11 protein-coding genes, 1 tRNA gene and 1 pseudogene are annotated in these 20,241 nt (G+C 72.2%); 8 read left to right on the plus strand and 5 right to left on the minus strand.

What is annotated here, in order from left to right; all coding sequences use genetic code 11:
• Positions 1 to 187 precede the first annotated feature (187 nt).
• The 4 genes from truB to ElP_RS27690 form a co-directional block, all read right to left on the minus strand.
• Positions 188 to 1,105 carry a tRNA pseudouridine(55) synthase TruB gene (truB, locus tag ElP_RS27675; protein ID WP_145275756.1) on the minus strand — a complete coding sequence of 306 codons (918 nt, stop codon included), beginning with the start codon at positions 1,103 to 1,105 and terminating at the stop codon, positions 188 to 190.
• 104 nt (positions 1,106 to 1,209) lie between these two features.
• Positions 1,210 to 3,738 (minus strand): thioredoxin domain-containing protein, encoded by a 2,529-nt coding sequence (locus ElP_RS27680; RefSeq protein ID WP_145275758.1) that lies wholly within the window; start codon positions 3,736 to 3,738, stop codon positions 1,210 to 1,212.
• Positions 3,739 to 4,081: 343 nt separating this feature from the next.
• Positions 4,082 to 5,152 carry a DUF1559 domain-containing protein gene (locus ElP_RS27685; RefSeq protein WP_145275760.1) on the minus strand — a complete coding sequence of 357 codons (1,071 nt, stop codon included), beginning with the start codon at positions 5,150 to 5,152 and terminating at the stop codon, positions 4,082 to 4,084.
• Positions 5,153 to 5,739: 587 nt separating this feature from the next.
• Positions 5,740 to 8,523, minus strand: coding sequence for a DUF11 domain-containing protein (locus tag ElP_RS27690; RefSeq protein WP_145275762.1), 2,784 nt, complete (start codon positions 8,521 to 8,523; stop codon positions 5,740 to 5,742).
• Between the two features lie 811 nt (positions 8,524 to 9,334).
• On the opposite strand from ElP_RS27690, the gene ElP_RS38790 reads away from it, so the two are divergent.
• Positions 9,335 to 9,799, plus strand: coding sequence for a hypothetical protein (locus tag ElP_RS38790; protein WP_197447145.1), 465 nt, complete (start codon positions 9,335 to 9,337; stop codon positions 9,797 to 9,799).
• A 179-nt stretch (positions 9,800 to 9,978) separates the two neighbouring features.
• On the opposite strand, the gene ElP_RS27700 is transcribed toward ElP_RS38790, so the two are convergent.
• The gene (locus tag ElP_RS27700) at positions 9,979 to 10,914 is read right to left on the minus strand and encodes a glycoside hydrolase family protein (protein WP_145275764.1); all 936 of its coding nucleotides are present in this window, start codon (positions 10,912 to 10,914) and stop codon (positions 9,979 to 9,981) included.
• Positions 10,915 to 11,187: 273 nt separating this feature from the next.
• On the opposite strand from ElP_RS27700, the gene ElP_RS27705 reads away from it, so the two are divergent.
• The 7 genes and pseudogenes from ElP_RS27705 to ElP_RS27735 all read left to right on the plus strand — a co-directional run bounded on the left by ElP_RS27705 (position 11,188) and on the right by ElP_RS27735 (position 19,932).
• A tRNA-Ala gene (locus tag ElP_RS27705) sits at positions 11,188 to 11,260 on the plus strand.
• A gap of 276 nt (positions 11,261 to 11,536) precedes the next feature.
• On the plus strand, positions 11,537 to 12,040 hold the full coding sequence (locus ElP_RS41400; protein ID WP_197446427.1) for a helix-turn-helix domain-containing protein: 504 nt from the start codon (positions 11,537 to 11,539) through the stop codon (positions 12,038 to 12,040).
• 19 nt (positions 12,041 to 12,059) lie between these two features.
• Positions 12,060 to 12,593: a hypothetical protein gene (locus tag ElP_RS27715; protein WP_145275766.1), complete on the plus strand. Its 534-nt coding sequence runs from the start codon at positions 12,060 to 12,062 to the stop codon at positions 12,591 to 12,593.
• 161 nt (positions 12,594 to 12,754) lie between these two features.
• Positions 12,755 to 13,627 (plus strand): glucose 1-dehydrogenase, encoded by an 873-nt coding sequence (locus ElP_RS27720; RefSeq protein ID WP_145275768.1) that lies wholly within the window; start codon positions 12,755 to 12,757, stop codon positions 13,625 to 13,627.
• A gap of 15 nt (positions 13,628 to 13,642) precedes the next feature.
• Complete coding sequence (locus tag ElP_RS27725; protein WP_145275770.1) at positions 13,643 to 14,863, plus strand: zinc-dependent alcohol dehydrogenase; 1,221 nt, start codon at positions 13,643 to 13,645, stop codon at positions 14,861 to 14,863.
• Between the two features lie 40 nt (positions 14,864 to 14,903).
• Positions 14,904 to 15,201: pseudogene (locus ElP_RS41405) on the plus strand (plasmid stabilization protein); the annotation flags it as partial.
• A 231-nt stretch (positions 15,202 to 15,432) separates the two neighbouring features.
• Positions 15,433 to 19,932 (plus strand): PAS domain S-box protein, encoded by a 4,500-nt coding sequence (locus ElP_RS27735; RefSeq protein WP_197446429.1) that lies wholly within the window; start codon positions 15,433 to 15,435, stop codon positions 19,930 to 19,932.
• The last annotated feature ends 309 nt before the right edge of the window (positions 19,933 to 20,241 follow it).

Genomic DNA, 20,241 nt, shown 5'->3' on the forward strand with positions numbered 1-20,241 from the left:
GCGATGCGGGTCGATCTGATCGACCCGCGCCGATTCTAGGACGGATCGAGGAACGCCGTCAACGCGGCGGGCCCCGGGCCCCGGTGGAATCGACACGGGGGGCCACCATGAAGTTCGTCCGCCCGGGGGCGAATGTTCACGGAATTCCCCCGGTCGGTCAATGCGGCCCCGTCGAGCGAAGCCGGGCTCAGCCGGCGAGGACCCGGCGCGGGCGGTAGAGCCCCGACCCGGGGTCGGCCTCGGCCAGGGCGACGAGGAGGCCATCGGGGCCGAGCAGGGCGACCTCGCCGGGCTCGGCGGGCGGCCCGACCCCCGACGCGAGGCCCAGGGGCCGGCCGAGCCGGACGAGGGCCTCCTGCTCGGGGGTGAGGGAAAGTCGGGGGAGGTCGTCGACGGCGTCGAGCGCGGGGCGGAGCAGCCCGGGGATGGTCTCGGCGGTGAGGCGGTCGGGGTCGGGGGGGAGGGCATCCTCGACGAGGAAGGGGCCGATCCGGGTCCGCCGGAGGGCGGCGATCAGGCCGCCGCAGCCGAGGGCCTCCCCGACGTCCCGGGCGATCGAGCGGATGTAGGTGCCGGAGCCGCAGTCGACCTCGATTTCCAGGTGGGGCCACTCGTAACGGACGAGCGCCACCCGATCGATCCGGACCCGCCGGGGGGCGAGGTCGACCGCCCTCCCCTCCCGGGCGAGGTCGTAGGCCCGCTTGCCGCCGACCCGGAGGGCCGAGTAGGCCGGGGGCATCTGCTCGACCTCGCCGACCTGGGAGGCGAGGGCGGACCGGACGGCGTCCGCTGAGGGAACGGGGGCGTCGGGGACGGGGGTGACGGCGCCGTCGGCGTCGAGGGTGTCGGAGGTGGCGCCCAGGAGGATCGTGGCGGCGTAGGACTTCGGCCGGCGCTGGACCTGTTCGATGAGTCGGGTGGCCGGGCCGACGGCCACCACCAGCACCCCCGAGGCCAGCGGGTCGAGCGTGCCGGCGTGGCCGACCTTCACCTTCGCCTTCTTCAAGGGGTAGGCGACGCGGTTGACCACGTCCCGGGAGGTGAGCCCGATAGGCTTGTCCAGATTCAGGAGGCCGCAGGGGGGGCGGGATTCGGCGGCGGGCAACGGAGGCTCCGAGTGCTGGCGGATGGCGGGGAAAATGGCGTGGGGGCGGGTCGACCGCCTCGCCGGGAGGGCGGACCGGCCGACCGCCTCCCGGGGACCCGGCGTCAGGTCCCGGGGTCGGCGGGGGCGACGTCGAGGCGCACGGGGACCTCGAGGTTCGCGGGGGCGAGGCAGGAGCGGTCGTCGCAGGCCTGGTAGCGGAGGCGGAGGGTGAGGGTGAGCGGGCCGGCGGGGGCGTCGTCGGCGAGGAGCAGGCGGGCGGTCAGGGTCGCGGTCCCCTCGAACAGCGGGATGGGCGCCTCCTGGCCGGCGAGGGCCTTGCGGACGGGGTCGGGGTACGAGACCTCGACCAGCTCGGCTGGGGAGTCGTCGGGGAGCGCCAGGGTGGTCGGGATCAGGTTGGCGGCCCCGGCGGGGTTGGCGTTGAGGTGGTACGGATCGGCGATCGTCAACGCGACGCGGACCTCGAAGGGGGAGCCGGGGCGGACCGGCCGGTCGGGTCCCCCCGCCTCGGCGGAGACGATCGGGCGGCCGGCGGCGGGCTGCCCCCCCTGCCCCGGCCCGGCGGGCGTCGCGAGGCGGCCGGGGGAGAAGGCGGGGGCGGGCTCGGCGTCGGCCTGCGCGGCGCCGGGCTCGGATCGGGCGTCGAGGTACTCGTCGACGGCGAGCAGCATCATCGGCGCCGAGCCGGGGGAGCGGCCGATCGCAGGGGCGAACGCCTCCAGGGCGTCCCCCGCGACGTCGAGGTAGGACGCCTCGCCGGTCAGGCGGTGCAGGGCGATCAGGTCCCGGATGGCGACGGCGTTGGGGCCGGGGAGGGCGTCGTCGTAGGGCTCCTTGACCCGGGCGACGAGCGACTCGTGGTCGGCGGCGGTGAAGAAGAAGCCGCCCCGGTCGTCGTCGGCGAAGTCGGCGATCATGCGGTCGGCGAGGGACCGGGCCTCGTCGAGCCGGATCGGGTCGCCGGTGGCCTCATGGATGCGCAGGAGCCCGTCGATGAAAAAAGCGTAGTCCTCCAGGTAGCCGGGCAGCCTGGCGACGCCGGATCGGTAGGAGCGGAGCAGGCGGCCGTCGGCGTCCCGGAGCCGTCCGAGGAGGAAGTCGGCGGTTTGCTCGGCGATTTCGAGGTATTGGGGGGCGTCGAGGGCCCGTGAGGCGTCGGCGAAGGCGCCGAGCATGAGGCCGTTCCACGAGGTGAGGACGGTGTCGTCGAGGAAGGGCTGCGCCCGGGCCTCGCGGGCGTCGAGGAGCGTCGTCCGGAGCGGGGCGAGGCGGTCCTCGACCTGCTCGGGGGCGAGGCCGAGGGCGACGGCCTCGGGTCCGGGGGGCTCGGGGCGGAGCAGGACGTATCGGCCGCCCTCGAAGTTCGGCTCGCGGTCGAGGCCGTAAGCCGTGGCGAACAGGGCGTAGGACGCCTCGTCGCCGAGGAGCGCCTTCACCTCCTCACGGGTCCAGACGTAGGGCATGCCTTCCTCGCCGTCGGACTCGGCGTCCAGGGAGGAGGCGAAGCCGCCGTCGGGGCCCCTCATGGCGGAGGAGACGAAGTCGAGGGTGGCGCGGGCCTCGGCGGCCCACCGGGGGTCGTCGGTCAGCTCATGGGCCCGGAGGAAGACGGGGACGAGCTGGGCGTTGTCATAGAGCATCTTCTCGAAGTGGGGGACGGCCCACGCGCGGTCGGTGCTGTAGCGGTGGTAACCGCCGGCGAGGTGGTCGCGGATGCCCCCCCGGCTGAGGTGGTCGAGGGTCTCGAGGGTCATCTCCCTCGGGCCGGGCACGGCGCCGACGGGGGAGCGCCCCCGGCGGTGCTGGTCGAGCAGGAAGGCGAGGTTCACCGGCTCGGGGAACTTCGGTCGCTTCGGCTGGTCGGGGTCGAAGCCGAAGCCGCCGAACTCCGGGTCGAACTGCGAGGCCAGGGCCTCCAGCCCGGCCATCGGGAGGCGGCGGTCGATCGGGACGGCCTCGAGGGCGAGGCCGACGTCGGAGACCCGCCGGACGTAGGCGGTGAGCTGGGTCGCGTCGTTGAGGACCTCGTCGCGGCGGTCGAGCCAGGCGGCCTGGATGGCGTCGAGCAGCTGGGGGAAGCTCGGCATGCCGTCCCGGGGCTCGGGGGGGAAATAGGTGCCGCCGTAGAAGGGCCGGCCGTCGGGGGCGAGGAACATCGACATTGGCCAACCGCCGGCGCCCCCGGAGATGCCCTGGAGGGCGGTCATGTAGATCTGGTCGACGTCGGGCCGCTCCTCGCGGTCGACCTTGATGCAGACGAAGTGTTCATTCAACTGGGCGGCGATGGCTTCGTCCTCGAAGCACTCGCGCTCCATGACGTGGCACCAGTAGCAGGAGCGGTAGCCGATGGAGAGGAAGACGGGCTTGTCCCGGGCCTTCGCCTCCTCGAACGCCTCGGGTCCCCAGGGGAACCAGTGGACGGGGTTCCCGGCATGCTGGAGCAGGTAGGGGCTCGTCTCGGCGCCGAGCCGGTTGCGGCCGCCCTCGGGGGCGGGGGGGTCGTCGGTCGGGGCGGCGCCACTGGCGATCGCGGCCAGGGCCAGGAGGGGGGCGATGCTCGGGAGGGGCCGGGCGGACGGGGAGGCGGGGGAGTCGGGGCGGGGGTCGATCGTCGCGCCGGGTCGTCGCATCGCGGCCTCCTCGGGGTGGGCGGGTCGGTCGGTGGGCGGGTCGGCGACCGGGGCGGGGCGCCGGCTCCGAGGCCCGGTCGGCCCCCGGGCATTGTACCGCGAGCAGAGGGCGGCGCGCCCCGGGGGGCTGGACCGGGCGGCCTCGTGATGGGCGGCAAGAGCGAGTCGCGATCGGGATGGCCGGGGCCCTGTCGACCGGATCCCCCGGAGGGCGGGGTCGGCCCGGACGAAACGCGGCCGTCGGCCCCGAGAGGGGGGCCGACGGCCGCGGGTTTCCCGGGCGTTCGACGGGGAGGCCGGGGCCAGGCCGGGTAGGCAGGGCCCCGATCGCGTCGAGGAGGGGTCAGAACTGGTCGGCGCTGACGACCTCGCCGCCGGCCTTGGTGCCGAGGGCCCACCAGGTCTGCAGGCCGATCGTCTCCTTGATGAAGCGGACGGAGCCGTCGGCCATGGCCGTGTTCACGCCGCCGGGGTGGTAGCTGGTGGGGGGCTCGGTGCCCCAGAGGTCGAGCGACCAGGTGTTGGGCGGGGCGTTGGTGCATCGCCGGCTGTTGGGGGGGCCGACGTGGTTGTAGAGGTTGTTGACGTAGCCGGGATAGGTGTACTGCCAGCCGACGCCGCGGTCGTTGCGGATCGAGGCCGTGCCGGGGGCGATGGACTGGCAGGAGGCCAGCATGGCCATGACGGTGGCGGCGGATCGGGTCCGGTTGTTGAAGTTGGTGGGGAAGACGCCCCGGGCCTCGTTCCCCTTGCCGCCGCCGGCGACGACGCTGTTGGTGGTGCCGCTGATCCCCTCGCTCCAGAGGGCGGTGTTGCTGGTGCCGTCCCGCATGGCGGCGAAGCCGACGGTCTTGGCGGTGGCGAGCAGGGACGTCTCGTCGGCCGGGTAGTCCCAGGGGGAGTACCGGCTCGGGATGACCGGGCCGCTGTAGCCGCCCAGGGCGAAGGGGCCGCCGAGGTTGCCCAGGTAGTTGGTCACCGGGGTCGTGACCTCGGCGGAGTCGGACGGGCACATGAACGAGGCGATCTTGGTGTCGAAGACGGTCTTGTTGCCGAGCCAGAGGTTGGGGGCGGCGGTGGTGTTGCCCATCACGCCGAGCGAGGCGTTGTAGGCGTTGTAGAGCGTGCCCTGCTCGATGAACTGGAGGACGCCGACCATCGGGGCGACGCCCCAGCCCCAGCAGCCGTCGTTGCCGGGGCAGGGCCAGAGGCTGCCCGAGGGGACGGCGTTGTTCACGTCGTGGTAGTTGTGGGTCGCCAGGGCGATCTGCTTCAGGTTGTTGGTGCACTGGGCCCGTCGGGCGGCCTCCCGGGCGCTCTGCACGGCCGGCAGTAAGAGGGCGATGAGCACGCCGATGATGGCGATCACCACCAGCAGCTCGATCAGCGTGAATCCGCGTCGAGTCCGATTCATGGCAGCTTCTCCACGTTCCGTCGGGACGAGATGGGGCGGGCCGGCCCCCGGGAGACGCCCCGGGGCGGCGATGATGACGGCAAGGGTGCGGAGAGGTGGATCGGGTTGGCCCCTTGCTTACTGGACGGGGGGGGGACCGGGCGGCGGGCCGGGGAGCCCGGACGACTCCTGGTAGGGCGGCGGGGGCGTGGGCTCGCCCGGGCTGGTCTCCGCGGAGGAGGCGCCGGCCGGCACCTCGTACACGGGCTCGGGTTCCGGTTCCCCGCAACCGGCAAGCATCAAGGAAACCGCGACGATCGACGCGAAGGCGACCGACGCTCGGGAGACGCGATCGATGGGATTCATGGGGAGGTCGTCTGCGTGCGAATGGGTGAGGCCTCGGGGGCGAGGTCGGGGACGCCAGCACCCTCGCTTCTACTTGAGCGGCCATGGGGCCGTCAAGGAGGTGTTCAGCAAATGATGGAGGTGACCCCGGGCCATGTGATGACGTGCCGAATCGCGGGGGGCGTGTCGCGGGGGTAGCCCCGGGCCGGTCGTCCCGGGGGCCGTGAGGGCCCGCCGGGCGACCCGGACGGGGCCGGGCGTGGTCAGCGGGGGGGGGTGGAGGGGGTCCGGGCGACCTGGCCCTCGGCGATCCGGACGTGGCTGTTGGAGCTGACGGCGGCCGACTCGGGCAGGTCGTCCCAGTAGACCTTCACGTCGAAATTGGCGACGGCCTGGCCGGAAGGGGGGGCCTTCTGCGCCTTCACCTCGACGATGAAGGTGCGCTCGACCCCGGGGGCGAGGCGGTCGATGGCCGCGAAGCCGTGCTGGACGGGGTTGTCGGGGTTGGTGGCCGCGTCGGCCGGGTCGGTCTTCACGACGGAGATCCACTCATTCGTGAAGAAGTCGACCTTGACGTTGGTGGCCTCCTTGGAGCCGTCGTTGCGGATCCGGATCTCGAACTCGGTGGTGCCGCCGGCGTCGATGACGGTGTCCTTGCGGTCGAGGCCGACGATCTTAACGTCGGCGATGCCCATCACGTCGGTCGGCTGCTGGTCCCGGGGGGTGTCCCGGGGCTCCCGGAAGCCGTCGCAGTGGGCGGCCACTTCCACGGTGTAGATGGCGATCCGCTCCAGGGTGATCGGCACGCGGAACTGGCGGGACTCCCCCTTGTCCAGCCGGGGGACGCGCCAGTAGATGCTGTGCAGGCGCTTCTCCGGGTCCTGGCGGTACTTGGCGTCGGCGGGGACGGTGGGCTCGCCGCTCTCGGGGGCGAACAGGGCGACGGCCACGTCGGTGGCGGCGGCGGTCCCCTCGTTCCTGATCGTGACCACGTAGTCGGCCACCGAGCCGACCGGGCGGCTGTCGGGCCCGGCCACGTCGAGCGCCAGCTTGGGGGCGACGATCGTCACCTCCTTGATCGCCACGGGGGTCTCGGGCACCACGTCGGGGCTCTCGGCCTTGATGGCGCAGGAGTGCGGCCCCTGGCTGTCGGCCCGGACGCTCAGGGCGTAGGGCCCCCGGACCTCCCCGGGGCTGAGGTCGCCGACCTCCAGCTCGAACCGGGTGGCGTCGTTGAGCGAACCGGCGTCGTCGTAGCCCTGGAGGCCGCCGCTGAGGGTGGCGATCAGGTCGACGCCCCGGGCCGGGCCGTTGCCGACGTTGCGGACGGTGACCGAGAAGTCGAAGTTCGTGCCCTTGAGCACCTCGCCGTTGGGGCCGACGAGGTCGATCTTCAGCTTCGGCTCCTGCACGGCCGTCCGGGACTTGGCCGCCATCACCGAGGAGACCCGGGGGACCAGGTCCATCGGCACGGCCTTCAGCGGCTTGACCCGCAGGTCGATCGCCCGGGAGTCCCCCGAGGGGAGCGAGGACCAGTGCCAGACGAGGGTCCGGCCGTCGTCCTCCATCGTTTCGGCCGGCGGGGAGGACTCCTGGTGCTCCAGGCCGTCGGGGAGGGGCAGGCGGACGTAGACGTCGAAGGCGTCGTCGCGGCCCTCGTTGCGGAGAGTGACGACCGCCTGCATCGGGACGTTGATGATGGTGGTGGGCGGGATGGAGACATCGAGGTTGAGCTGGACGTCCCGGGGCCCCTCGGGCAGGCGGTCGGCCAGGGAGTCGGCCATCGCCCCGGTACCGTCGAAGGGGGCGGCCGAGGCCCGGATCGAGGGGTCCTCCGGCGGGGCCGAGGCCGAGGCGGGCCCGGCCGAGGCGAAGTCGGGAGAGTCCGGGGCGGGCCGGGGCATCGCCGGGGCCGCCTCGGCGGCCCCGGACGCCCCGAAGTTCGAGAAGCTGTTCGGATCCCGGGTCGGGAGGCCCGGGGCCGGCGATCCCGGGCCGGACTCGGCCGGCTCGGCGGCGAGGTCGGCCTCGTTGAGCGGGGAGGGATCGGGCTGACCCCCGCCGAGGCCCGGGAACGGGTCGCCGCCGCCGAGGCCGGGGTCGTCGGGCATCTCCTGCACGGCCAGGGGCCCGTCGTCGGGCGGCTCCTGCGCCGCCGGAGGGGAGAGGGGATCGGCGGCGAGGGGGAACTGCATGCCGCCCGACGACACGGCCATCCCCTGGGCCGGAGCGCCGGCATCGACGCCGTCGACGTCGGCGTACGGGTCGGGAGCCCCGGCCATCGGGTCGGGGTCGGCCGGGAAGGCCGGGCCCGGGTCGGGGAGCATGGGGGCGGCCGGGGGGTCGTCGGCCGGATCCTGGAGTCGGGCCTTCGGCCCGGGGGCCCCGACGGGGACGTCGGCATCGGCGGTGGCGCTGCCGAGGTCGGGCGACCCGATCGAGGGCAAGTCGCCGGCCAGGTCGCCGAGGGGGTCGTCGAGCAGGTCCGGGAGGTCGCCCGCGGAGATCGGCGGCGGGGAATCGGTAGGTCCCCCGGGGTGGGCGAGGCCGGGGTCGGGGTCCCCCGAGGCGATCATCGGGGGATCGTCGCCGGGGGAGTCGAGGGCGTCGTGGGGCGGGGCCGTGGGGGGTGGCGTCGGGGAATCGGCCAGCGCGGGGGGGCCGCCTCTCGGGCCGACCGGGGGCAGGCCGGGGAGGTCGTCGACGCCCGGGGGCGGCGGTGAATCCCCGGCCGGGGAGGCGATCCTCGGCGGGGCATCCCCCGGCTCGGCCCCCGACTGAGCCCCGACGGCCGGTGCCCGGGTGTTGGGGATCGCCAGGCGGGGAGGGGCGTTGCCCGAGGGGCCCCCCGCGAGGCTCGGCGGGGGGACGGCCTCCCCGGGACCGGACCCGGCGGCGCCCGACCCGGACCGGGATTCGCCCCCCGAGACCCGGGGGGGCTCGGCCGAGGACGACGGCGGACCCTGGGCGGCCTGGCCGGACACCCAGTGGGCGCCGAGGGCCAGTCCGAGGGAGATCACCGCACAGATCGACATCCGCAGGGACATGCCCGCGCTCCCCATCCTTGGGAAACGACCCCGAACGATTGGGTCGCCGCTCGGCGAGCGGCTCGGCCGCCGGGCCATATGGATCCGCCTCCCATCCCTGGGAGTGGGGCCCGGTCGATCGGCCGCCTCCCTCGTCCGCGCCCCGGGAGATCCGATCCGGATCCCGGCATCAACTCGACTCGATTCATCTCGTTTCGACTCGAATCGATCGGCGGCGGACGAGGGGCCGGCCCGGGACCGGGCGGGTTCGGGCTCCCGACCTAGGCTCGGCGGGCCCGACCGTCGGGACCCGCCGATGCGGCGCGAGTCGCCCCGCGGGAGGTTAGATAGCAGAAGTCGGCGGAAGGCGGAACCCCAGTCCCGGGATCGGGGCGGGTGGCCGGGGATCAGGAGGGGGGACGACGAGCGGCCCTCCCCGCCGTCGGCCTCGATCGCGGCCCGGCCGACGATCTCCCCGGGCCGCCCGTCCCCTCCCCTCGGACGCGGGGGCCACCCCCGCCCGCGTCAGAAACCCCCCGCGTCGCCAGGAGATTGGTGCGGTTGGCGGGCCGGGATGCGGGGACGGGGGCCGGGGTGTGAATTCCTAAATTCGATCATTCTTAGGAGTTGCGCCGCGACGCCCCCGCTCGCCCGTCGGCCGGCGGCACGGCCGGTGCGATTTGTCCACCGCCGGCCCGGCAGGCCCGGGAGCCGGCCGATCCAGGGAGGGATCGGAGCGCCGGAGGGGTCGGCGGGGCGTCCGGGGACGGGCGCCGGGCCGGCCGGACACGGATCAACAGTTGATCGGACCACGAACAGAGAGGATCCTCGGATGTTCATCAAGATGAAGGCCTTGACCCTGCTCGGCGCCCTGACGGCCGGCGGGCTCGTCATGCTCGGCGATCCGACCCCGGCGGCAGCGCAGTACGGGCCGGGATACGGGTTCGGGGGCGGGCCCGGCATCTCCCCGGTGGGGAGCTTCGGCAGCATCAACCTGAACCTCGGCTTCGGCCGGTCGTCGGGCTACGGCGGCGGCTGCAAGCACGGGTGCCGGACCCCCTGCGGGCACGTGCCCCGGCCGGCCTGCCCCACCCCCTACCCGACCGGCCCCGCCTTCGGGGGCTATCCCGGCTACGGGTACGGCGGCGGGACGTACTATCAGGAGTTCCGGTCGGGCTACAACGCCCCCGGATTCGGCCCGGGCTACGGCTACGGCCGGGGACACGGGAGGGGCCGGGGCTACGGCTACGGCGGCTATCCCGGCTACGGCGGCTATCCCGGTGGCATCTGCCGCTGAGGCGATCCGGAGGTGACGTGATCGGCGCCGGGGGCTTCGGCCAATGCCGGGGCACCCGGTACGGGATGGGGCGGGTCGGGGCATGGACCCCCGTCCCGCCCCGTCAGCACGTCGGTCGACGGTGCGGGCGATCGGGCTTGGGAGCGATGGATGCAGTCCCCGGCGGTCGCCGGAGGAGTTCAGGGATGATCCGATTCGTCCCCCGACTGGGGATGGGAATAGCGTCGGACTTCCGGGTGCATGGTGTAGAGCACCGGGCCGTCCGGCCCGGGGACGAGGATGCCGCTGGAGCTGTTATCCTCGACGATCGGGTTGCCGGAGAACTTCTCCCAGCGGACGAGGTCGGTGGACCGGGCGACGCAGGTGGTCCAGTCGCGCCAGGGGCGGTGTTCGTTGGCGTGGTAGATGCCGTAATAGACGCCGTCGCGTTCGACGACCTGGTTCAGGGCCACCGCAGTGCGGTCGTACGGCTCGGGCCCCATCGCGATCACCGGGTCGTCCTGCACGTTGGTCCAGACGCGGAGATCCGGCGAGGTGGCCAGCCAGACCCCCCGGTCTCCCCGCTCGTAGAGCAGGTGCCAGAGGCCGTCCTTCCGCAGGACCGTCGGGGTGCCGTAGGGCCCGGGGGGGATCGGGGAGCCGTCGGCCAGCCGGACGTCGAGCGGCCCGCACTCGGCCCAGGAGACGCCGTCGTCGGAGGTCAGCAGGTGGGCGATGTCCCGCTCGCCCTCGGCGAACATGAGGTATCGGCCGTCGACCTTTAGCACGCACATGTCCTCGACCCACGTCTCGTCGAAGATCGGGTTGCCCGGGTGCCTCGTCCAGGAGAGGCCGTCCGGGGAGGTGGCGAGCCCGAGCGAGCGGGTCGGCGACCGGTCCTCGTTGTACCCGGTGTAATAAAGCCGGTACGAGCCGTCGTCCTCGCGGTGGATCCAGCCCCGCTCCCGGATCTTCGCATCCCAGGCGTCGCCGCCGGACCCGCCGAACAGGGGATTCCGGGGGATCGGCTCCCACCGGACCAGCCAGTCCGGGAACGCCTCCTGCGCCTGCGATCCCCCGGCGACGACCAGTGAGAGGACCAGGGCCCCGATCACCCGGACGAATGCTCGACCCATGCTCATCCCCTCCCCTCTCCGGATTCCGCGGGCTCCACCGCCCGAGATCGCCCGACGGCGACCACCCTACTGCCCTCCCCCCGCCCCGGCAAGCAGTCCCTCCTCGCCCGATCGCCCGCCCTCCCCGGCGTCCCCCCTCCCCGGCCGGTTTGGTCGACCGAAGCGGCCGGATTGGGCCAGAGACCCCTCGAAAGCGGAGCGGCTCCCTGATATACTCGGTCTCGGTCGGCATGATCCCGACTCGGGCCGTCCGAAGCCCGCGAGTTCGCGATCGGGGCGGTAGCTCAATTGGGAGAGCGCAGCGTTCGCAATGCTGAGGTTGAGGGTTCGATCCCCTTCCGCTCCACTAAGCCTTGAAACGATTTAGGGCGAACCTAGTCGTCGGCCACTGGCGACTCGAGGTCTGGGCCGGGATCGGTTCTCCCGGGGCGATCACCGCTCCCGGAGAATCGACCTGAAGAAGCACATCGTCACGCTGACCGCCGAGGAGCGTCAGGGCCCCTCCGAACTCATCGCCGCCGGCAAGGCCGCCGCCCAGGAGTTGGCCCACGCCCGCATCCCGCTCAAGGCCGACGCCGCCTAGGGCGGACCCTCTTGGCCCGTCGGCCGGATCGCCGAGGCCGTGGAGGTCAGCAACGCCACCCTCGAGCGGGTCCGCCTGTGGTTCGTTGAGTGGGGCCTGGAGGCGGCCCTGGTCCGCGAGGAGCGGGCCCGCCCCAGCCGGGAGCGGGCCCTGGACGGGCGGGCCGAGGCCAGGCTGATCGCCCTGGCCTGCTCGCAGCCGCCGGACGGCCGCAAGGCCTGGACGATGCGGCTGCCGGCCGACACGCTCGTCGAACTGGAGTTCGTCCCCTCGATCTCCGACGAGACGGTTCGGCGGTCTTTAAAAGAAGCGACCTGGAGCCGCACCCCAAGGAGCGATGGTGCATCCCGCCGGGGGCGAATGCCGAGTTCGTGGCGGCGATGGGGGACGTGCTGGACGCCGCGCTTACCACCGGCACTCCGATGGGGAGCGGCCTCTGGTCTGCCTCGACGAGGTTCGCAAGCGTCTGATCGGCGAGGTCCTCGAGCCGATCCCGGCCGAGACGAGCTGACCCGAGCGGTTCGACTCCGAGTCCGTACGTGACGGGACGGCCATCCTGTCCATGAACAGCGCGCCGCTCCTGGCCTGGCGGGCGGTCCACGTCACCGAGCGGCGGACCGCCGTGGGCTTCGCCGAGATGGTCCGCCGGCTGGTCAAGGTGGTCCACGGGGAGGCGGAAGAGGTGGTGTCGGTGCTGGACGACCCGGACGCCCACACGCTGGCCTCGCCGGACGAGGCCTTCCCGCCGGAGCGGGCCCGTCGGATTGCCGAGGAACTGGAGATCCACCACACGCCGAAGCGCGGGAATGGGCCGAGCCTGGCCGAGGTCGAACTGTCGGTGCTGGCCCGGCAGTGCCTGGACCGGCGGATCGAGTTGGCCGAGGCGCTTCGCCGGGGGGTGGCGGCGTGGGAGGGGGTCCGCAACGGGCCTGGGGTGGAGGTGGAGTTGCAGTCCACCACGGCGGATGCCTGGATCAAGCGGCACCGACGAGACCCTGCAACTCAATCGCGGCGGACGACTCGCCGAGTTGATCAGCCCGGGTTTTGGGCGATCGACTGGGCGTCAGGGATGGGAGTGGTGACGGAGGCAGGCTGAAGCCGCCGAGCGCCAGCGGGTCGCGGACAGCCCGCCCCGGCGAAGCGGGAGATGCCCGGATCGATCAATCCTCTCGGCACGATCGTTGCGGGAGGAAAATCGAATATGTCACCCCAATCGCCGGCATCTTGCCGCATGCAAGAATCACGAGGACTTCACCGATGGCAGAAGACCCCCGCGAGAAGCACCCCAAGCCACCACTCCCCGAGCAGAAGCAGGACGTCCCCGGAATCGAGTCCGAGATGGACCCGAAGCCGGACTACGGCGAGCAGAGCTACACGGGCTCGGGAAAGCTCAAGGGCAAGACGGCGGTCATCACCGGCGGCGACAGCGGGATCGGCCGCGCGGTGGCCCTGGCCTTCGCCCGCGAGGGAGCGGACATCCTCATCTCCTATCTCAGCGAGGAGAGCGACGCAGAGGAGACCGCGCGAGCGGTCGAGGCCGCCGGCCGCACGTGCCTCCGTCTGGCGGGCGACATCGCGGACGAGGCCCACTGCAAGGCGATCATCGACCGGGCGGTCAGGGAGTTCGGCAAGATCGACATCCTGGTCAACAACGCCGCCTTCCAGATGAGCCGGGACGACATCGCGGAGATCGAGACCGAGGAGTTCGACCGGACGCTGAAGACGAACCTCTACGCGATGTTCTGGCTGACGAAGGCCGCCGTCCCGCACATGCCCGAGGGCGGCGCGGTGATCAACACCTCGTCGATCCAGGCCGACAATCCGAGCCCGAACCTGCTGCCCTACGCGATGACGAAGGCGGCGATCCAGAACTTCACCGGCGGCCTGGCGCAGATGCTCGGCAAGAAGGGCATCCGCGTGAATTGCGTGGCCCCGGGCCCAATCTGGACGCCGCTGATCCCGGCGACCATGCCCGAGGAGAAGGTCAAGAGCTTCGGGCAGGACACGGCCCTGGGCCGGGCCGGGCAGCCCGCCGAGCTGGCGCCCGCCTTCGTGCTGCTCGCCTCGGACGACGCCAGCTACATGGCCGGGGCCACGGTGGCCGTGACCGGCGGCCGCCCCCTCATCTGACGCAGGAGCTCATCCATGAAGGCCGTCGTGTTCCACGGCATCGGCGACATCCGCCTCGACGACGTCCCCGAGCCGAAGATCGAGCAGCCCACGGACGCGATCGTACGGCTGACGGCGAGCGCCATCTGCGGCACCGACCTGCACATGGTCCGCGGGACGATGCCGGGCATGGTCCCCGGCACGATCCTGGGCCACGAGGGGGTCGGCGTGATCGAGGAGGTCGGCTCCTCGGTCACCGGCTTCGAGGTCGGTGACCGCGTCGTCATCCCGTCCACCATCTGCTGCGGGCACTGCTCCTATTGCACGAGCGGCTACCACTCGCAATGCGACAACGCCAACCCGAACGGCAAGACGGCCGGGACGGCGTTCTTCGGCGGCCCGGCCCCCACCGGCCCGTTCAACGGCCTCCAGGCCGAGTTCGCCCGCGTGCCGCTGGCCGATCCGTCGCTGGTCAAGCTGCCCCAGGAGCTGACCGACGACCAGGCGATCCTGCTCTCCGACATCTTCCCCACGGGGTATTTCGGGGCGGATGTGGCGGAGATCAAGCCGGGCGACACGGTCTGCGTCTTCGGGTGCGGGCCGGTGGGTCTGTTCACCATCGTCAGCGCGAAGCTGATGGGGGCCGGGCGCATCTTCGCCGTGGATACCCTCCCCGACCGGCTGGAGAAGGCCCGCGAACTGGGCGCCGAGACCATCGACTTCAACGCCGAGCACCCCGTCGAGAAGATCAAGGACCTGACCGGCGGGATCGGCGTCCTGCGGGCGATCGACGCGGTGGGCGTGGACGCCTACCGTCCCGAGGGCGGCCCGGCCTACGCCGAGTCGCGGGCGATGAAGGGGCAGTTCAAGGAGGAGCAGAAAGAGGTCCTGCTCGAAGGCTCCGGCGCGACCTGGGGCGGCCACTGGGTCCCGGGCGACGCCCCGTCGCAGGTGGTGACCTGGGCGGTGCAGGCCCTGGCCAAGGCGGGGACGCTCTCGATCATCGGGGTCTATCCCGAGACGATGACGCGGTTCCCGATCGGCAACGCCATGATGAAGAACCTGACGATCCAGATGGGCAACTGCCCGCACCGGAAATACGTGCCGAAGACGATCGAGGCCGTGGTGGCGGGGAAGGTCGACCCGCTGATGGTGCTGACCGAGGTCGAGCCGATGACCGACGCCATCTCCGCCTACAAGGCGTTCGATCGGCGGAAGGCGGGCTGGGTCAAGGTCGAACTGAAGCCGGGCCGATGACGGGAGATTCCGGCAGCGTCGCATTCTGGGAGACCACGGCATGCCACGCGGCGACAATTCGAAAGACACGGACGCGCAAAAACGCAAGGCCGAGCACATCGCGGAAGGATACGAGGAGCGCGGCGTCCCGGTGGAGGAGGCCGAGCGTCGGGCCTGGGCGACGGTCAACAAGGAATCCGGCGGCGGGCGGCAACGAGTCGGGGGGCGGACGCGGCACCCCGGACTCGAAGCTCTCCAGCCGGGAGGGTGGCAAGGAGGGCGGCGCGGCGTCGGCGGTGTGCACGCCCGAGGAGCGATCCGCTTCGGCGAGGAAGGCGGCCGCGACCCGCACGCGGAATGCGGCGGCCGAGGCCGGGACGTCATGGCGAACCATGCAGCACGAGCATCCACGGTTCGTCGTCTGCCCTGGGAATCCCGACGCCGGCGGCTAGAATAGATCCTTGCAGCCGGAATCTCCGGTTGCGTCCCGGAAGGCAGTGATCGGACCCGACCTCGCTGGCGACGGACCCTGGACGCGCTGCTCGGGCGACTCCAGCAGTCGGCCGGGGGCCCGCCCGGCAGGGGGACCGGTGAGTACGAACGACCCCGTCAAGATCCTCCTCGTCGATGGCCGGCCCGCGGGCCGGCTCGCCATCGAGGCCGCCCTCTCCGAGCTGGACGCGTCGCTCATCTGCGCCTCCTCCGTCGAGGAAGTCCTCCGGGGGGCGACCGAGGCCGACCTCGCCGCCATCCTCCTCGACGTCGAGACGCACGGCCGGTCCGGATTGGATCTGGCCAGGCTCCTTCGCGACCGCAACCGACACACCCCGATCCTCTTCCTGGGTGCGGGCGACGATTTCCCGGTCGAGGAAGCGAACGCCCTCGGGGCGGTGGATCACCTCCCCGGGCCCCTTGCTCCCGTCGTCCTGCGCACGAAGATCGCGTCGCACATCGAGCAGTTCCGCCGCAAGCGGGGGGCGAGCGCCGAACCACCGCGCGACCGGGCGGCCACTCCCGGTCAGGACGGGCTCTGGCGGACAATCCTCGCCAGCATCGGCGACGCCGTAATCGCGACCGACGCCGACGGCCGGGTCACCTTCCTCAACCCGGTGGCCGAACGGCTCACCGGCTGGTCGTTGGCGGACGCCCGCGGGATGCCCCTCACCGAGGTGTTCCGCATCGTCAACGAGACGACGCGCGAGCCGGTCGAGAACCCGGCCCTGAGGGCGCTCGAGACGGGCGTCATCGTCGGGCTGGCGAACCACACCATCCTGATCGCCCGCGACGGCACGGAGCGTCCGATCGACGACTCCGCCGCCCCCATCCGGGACGATGCGGGCACCGTCTCGGGGGCGGTGCTGGTGTTCCGCGACATCAGCGAGCGCAGAAAGGCTGAGGAGGCCCTGCGGGAGAGTGAGGCCCGCCACCGGATCCTCGCCGACCTCGCCGACGCGACCCAGCCGTCCACCGACCCGGGCGCGATCATGACGGCGGCCGCCCGGCTGCTCGCGGAGCATCTCGGCGCGGACCGGGTCGCCTATGCCGAGGTCGAGGACGGGTCGGTCTACGTCATCAACGGAGATTACACGCGCGGGGTGCCGAGCATCGTCGGCCGGTGGCCGATCGCGGCGTTCGGGGCGGAACACCTGCGGATGATGCGGGCGAACGAGCCCTACGTCGTCGAGGACGCCGACACCGACCCGCGCATCGCGCCGGACGACCTGCCGGCATACCGGGCGACGGACATCCGGGCGGTGGTCTGCGTGCCGTTGTCCAAGGGCGGGAGGCTGACGGCCGCGATGGCCGTCCACCAGAAGTCGCCCCGCCGCTGGACCCCGGCCGAGGTCCGGCTCGTCAGGACGGTCGTCGCCCGGTGCTGGGAGACGCTCGAGCGTGCCGCGGCCGAGCGGGCCCTGGACGAGAGCCGCGCCCGGCTCGATTACGCGGTCCAGGCCTCGGGGATCGGGTTCTGGTACTGCGACCTGCCGTTCGACGTCCTGCAGTGGGACGCGAGGGTCAAGTCGCATTTCTGGCTGCCGCCGGACGCCCGGGTCACGCTCGGCACCTTCTTCGATCGCATCCACCCGGACGACCGCGAGCCGACCCGCGCCGCCATCGAACGGAGCATCGCGGGGCGCGAGGGCTACGACGTCCAATTCCGAACCATTGACCCGGCTGGCGGGGCCGAGCGGTGGGTGCGGGCGATCGGGCGGGCGTCCTACGGCGAGGCGGGCGACCCCATACGGTTCGACGGGGTGACCCAGGACGTGACCGAGCAACGGCGGGCCGAGGCCGCGCTGCGCGAGAGCAACGACCGGTTCACCATCGTCGCCCGCGCCACCAACGACGCGGTCTGGGACTGGGACATGCGGACGAACTCGGTGTGGTGGAACGAGGGGGTGACTACCCTCTTCGGGCACCGCCGGGAGGATGCCGGCCCGGACGCCACGTGGTGGTACGAGCACATCCACCCCGAGGACCGCGAGGGTGTCGTGACCAGCATTCACGCGGTCATCGATCACGGCGGCTCGAACTGGTCTGGCGAGTACCGGTTCCTCAGGGCCGACGGCGGCTACGCCACCATCCTCGACCGCGGCTACGCCATCCACGAGGGCGGCAGGACGATCCGACTGGTCGGTGCGATGCAGGATGTGACCGAGCGGCGGCTGGCCGAGGAACGGCTCCGCGAGAGCGAGCAGCGGTTCCGCTCGCTGTTCGAGTCGATGGACGAGGGGTACTGCGTCGTCGAGCCGATGCTCGACGACGCGGGCCGACCGTTCGACTACCGGTACCTGATGGCCAACCCGGCCCTGGAGGAGCAGACCGGGATGGCCGACATCGTCGGCAAGACCGCCCGCGAGGTGATGCCGCACCACGAGAGCGACTGGATCGAGGCCTACGCGCGGGTGGCGGAGACGGGCGAGCGGGTCCGCCGGACCGACCGGGTGGCCGACCTCGACCGGTGGTTCGACGTGTCCGCGTTCCCGGTCGGCCCGCCCGGCAGTCGCCGGGTGGGCGTGCTCTTCAACGACATCTCCGACCGCAAGCGGGCGGAGGCGCTGCTGCGGGAGAAGGACGAACGGCTCAAGCTCCTGGTCGAACGGGCGCGGGACTACGCGGTGGTGGTCACCGACCGGGATGGCCGGGTGGTCGAATGGTCCGGTGGGGCCGAGAGCATCACCGGCATCACCCTCGAGGAGATCCTGGGACAGCCCGCCGACAGGATCTTCACCCCGGAGGACCGGGCGGCCGGGGTGCCCGCGATGGAGATGGAGAAGGCAGCCCGCGAGGGCCGGGCCGAGGACAAGCGGTGGCACGTGCGGCAGGACGGAGGCCAGTTCTTCGCCGACGGGGTCATGGTCCCGCTCTGGGGCGACGACGACACGCTTCACGGGTTCGGCAAGGTGTTCCGCGACGTGACCGCCCGCAAGCGGGCCGAGGAGTCGGTCCGGTTCCTGGCCGATTCCAGCGCCTCGCTGGCCGAACTGGTGGACTACCAGAGCACCCTCAACCGGATCGCCAACCTGGCCGTCGGCGGGTTCGCCGACTGGTGCGTGATCGACTTGATCGCTGAGGGCGGCAGGCGGGAGCGGCTGGCCGTGACCGCCGCCGAATCCGAGGTCGAGGCGGACGCCCGAGACGCCGACGCGGCCCACCGTCCGGCCGACGTCGCCGCCGGGGTGGTGCCGCACGTGCTGCGCACCGGCGAGCCGGAGGTGGTCTTCGACCTGGCCGAGGCCGACCCGGCGACCGCGCCGCAGGGGGCCGATCGGCTGGCCAGGCTGCGGGGCCTCGGCATCCGCTCATACCTCTGCGTCCCGCTGCTCTCCCGAGGCCGGGTGATCGGCGGGATGACGTTCCTCAGCTCCTCCGCCCGCCGACGATTCGGCCCGGCGGAGTTGCAGGTGGCCCAGAATCTGGCCGAGCGGGTGACGGCCGCGATCGAGAACGCCCAGCTCTACCGCACGCTGCAGGAGCAGGACCGCCGCAAGGACGAGTTCCTGGCGACGTTGGCCCACGAGCTGCGCAACCCCCTCGCCCCGATCCGCAACGGCCTGCAGATCCTGCGGATGGACGGGGACACGGCCGAGGTCGCCGGCGAGACCCTCTCGATGATGGACCGGCAACTTCGGCACATCACCCACCTGGTCGACGACCTGATGGACGTGGCCCGGGTTTCGAGCGGCAAGGTGGCCCTGCGGCTGGAACGCGTCCCGCTGCGGGCGATCGTCGACGCGGCGGTGGAGACGAACCGGCAGTCGATCGAGGAGGCCGGCCACGAGCTCGGCCTGCGGATCCCGCGCGAGCCCCTGGTCGTCGAGGGCGACCGCACCCGGTTGGTGCAAGTGCTGGCGAACCTGCTGAACAACGCCGCCAAGTACACCCCGCAGGGCGGGCGGATCTCGCTGGGCGTCGCTCGCGACGACGGGCATGCGGTGATCAAGGTCGCCGACACCGGGGTGGGCATCCCGCCCGAGATGCTGCCGAAGGTCTTCGGGATGTTCACCCAGGTGGGCACGTCGCTGGAGCGGTCGCAGGGCGGCCTCGGCATCGGGCTGACGCTGGTCAAGCGACTGGTCGAGATGCACGGCGGCACGGTGGCGGCCGAGAGCCCCGGCCCCGGGCAGGGCAGCACGTTCATCGTGCGGATCCCCCTGGCCGCGGAGGCGGCGGCCCTCGCGGACATCCCGCCCGTCGCGGCGGCCGCACCCGCCGGCCACCGGCCCGACATCCTGGTGGTCGACGACAACCGGGACTCCGCCGTGACTCTGGCACGGCTTCTGAAGATGCGGGGACACCGGGTGAAGGTCGCCCACGACGGGCCCGAGGCGTTGCGACTGCTCGCCACCTACCGGCCGCAACTGATCCTGCTCGACCTGGGGCTGCCGGGGATGAGCGGCTACGAGGTCGCCCGCCGCATCCGCGAGAGCACGGAGCTGGTCGGCGTGACGCTGGCCGCGCTCACCGGGTGGGGTCAGGAGGAGGACCGGCGTCGGACGCGGGAGGTCGGCTTCGACCATCACCTGGTCAAGCCGGCCGACCCGGACGAGATCGAGCGGATCGCCGACAGCATTCTCCCGGAGGGGTGATGCCTGTCGCCGTCCTCGGCTCGGATGCCTCGCGATCCCAGCTCGTTGAAGTGCTGAACACCGTGCCTCGCCAGCGTGGCCCGAAGCGGGGGAGCGGGGCGAAGCCCAGGCTCATCTCACGGAAAATTTATTGATCATCGGATTACAGTATATGCAGGAAACTTTATAATTCTTATCGCCAAGCTTGCCCGCGGTTCGCCCTGACCCTCGATCATCTCGACGAGGCCTCCCCCGGATGAGACACTGGCGATGTCCCCGGATTGGATGCCCCGGGGCCAGGGCCGCTCGCGATCACCCCGGACGGGAGGA

Origin of the sequence: Tautonia plasticadhaerens, assembly GCF_007752535.1 — a bacterium.
Lineage (GTDB): Bacteria > Planctomycetota > Planctomycetia > Isosphaerales > Isosphaeraceae > Tautonia > Tautonia plasticadhaerens.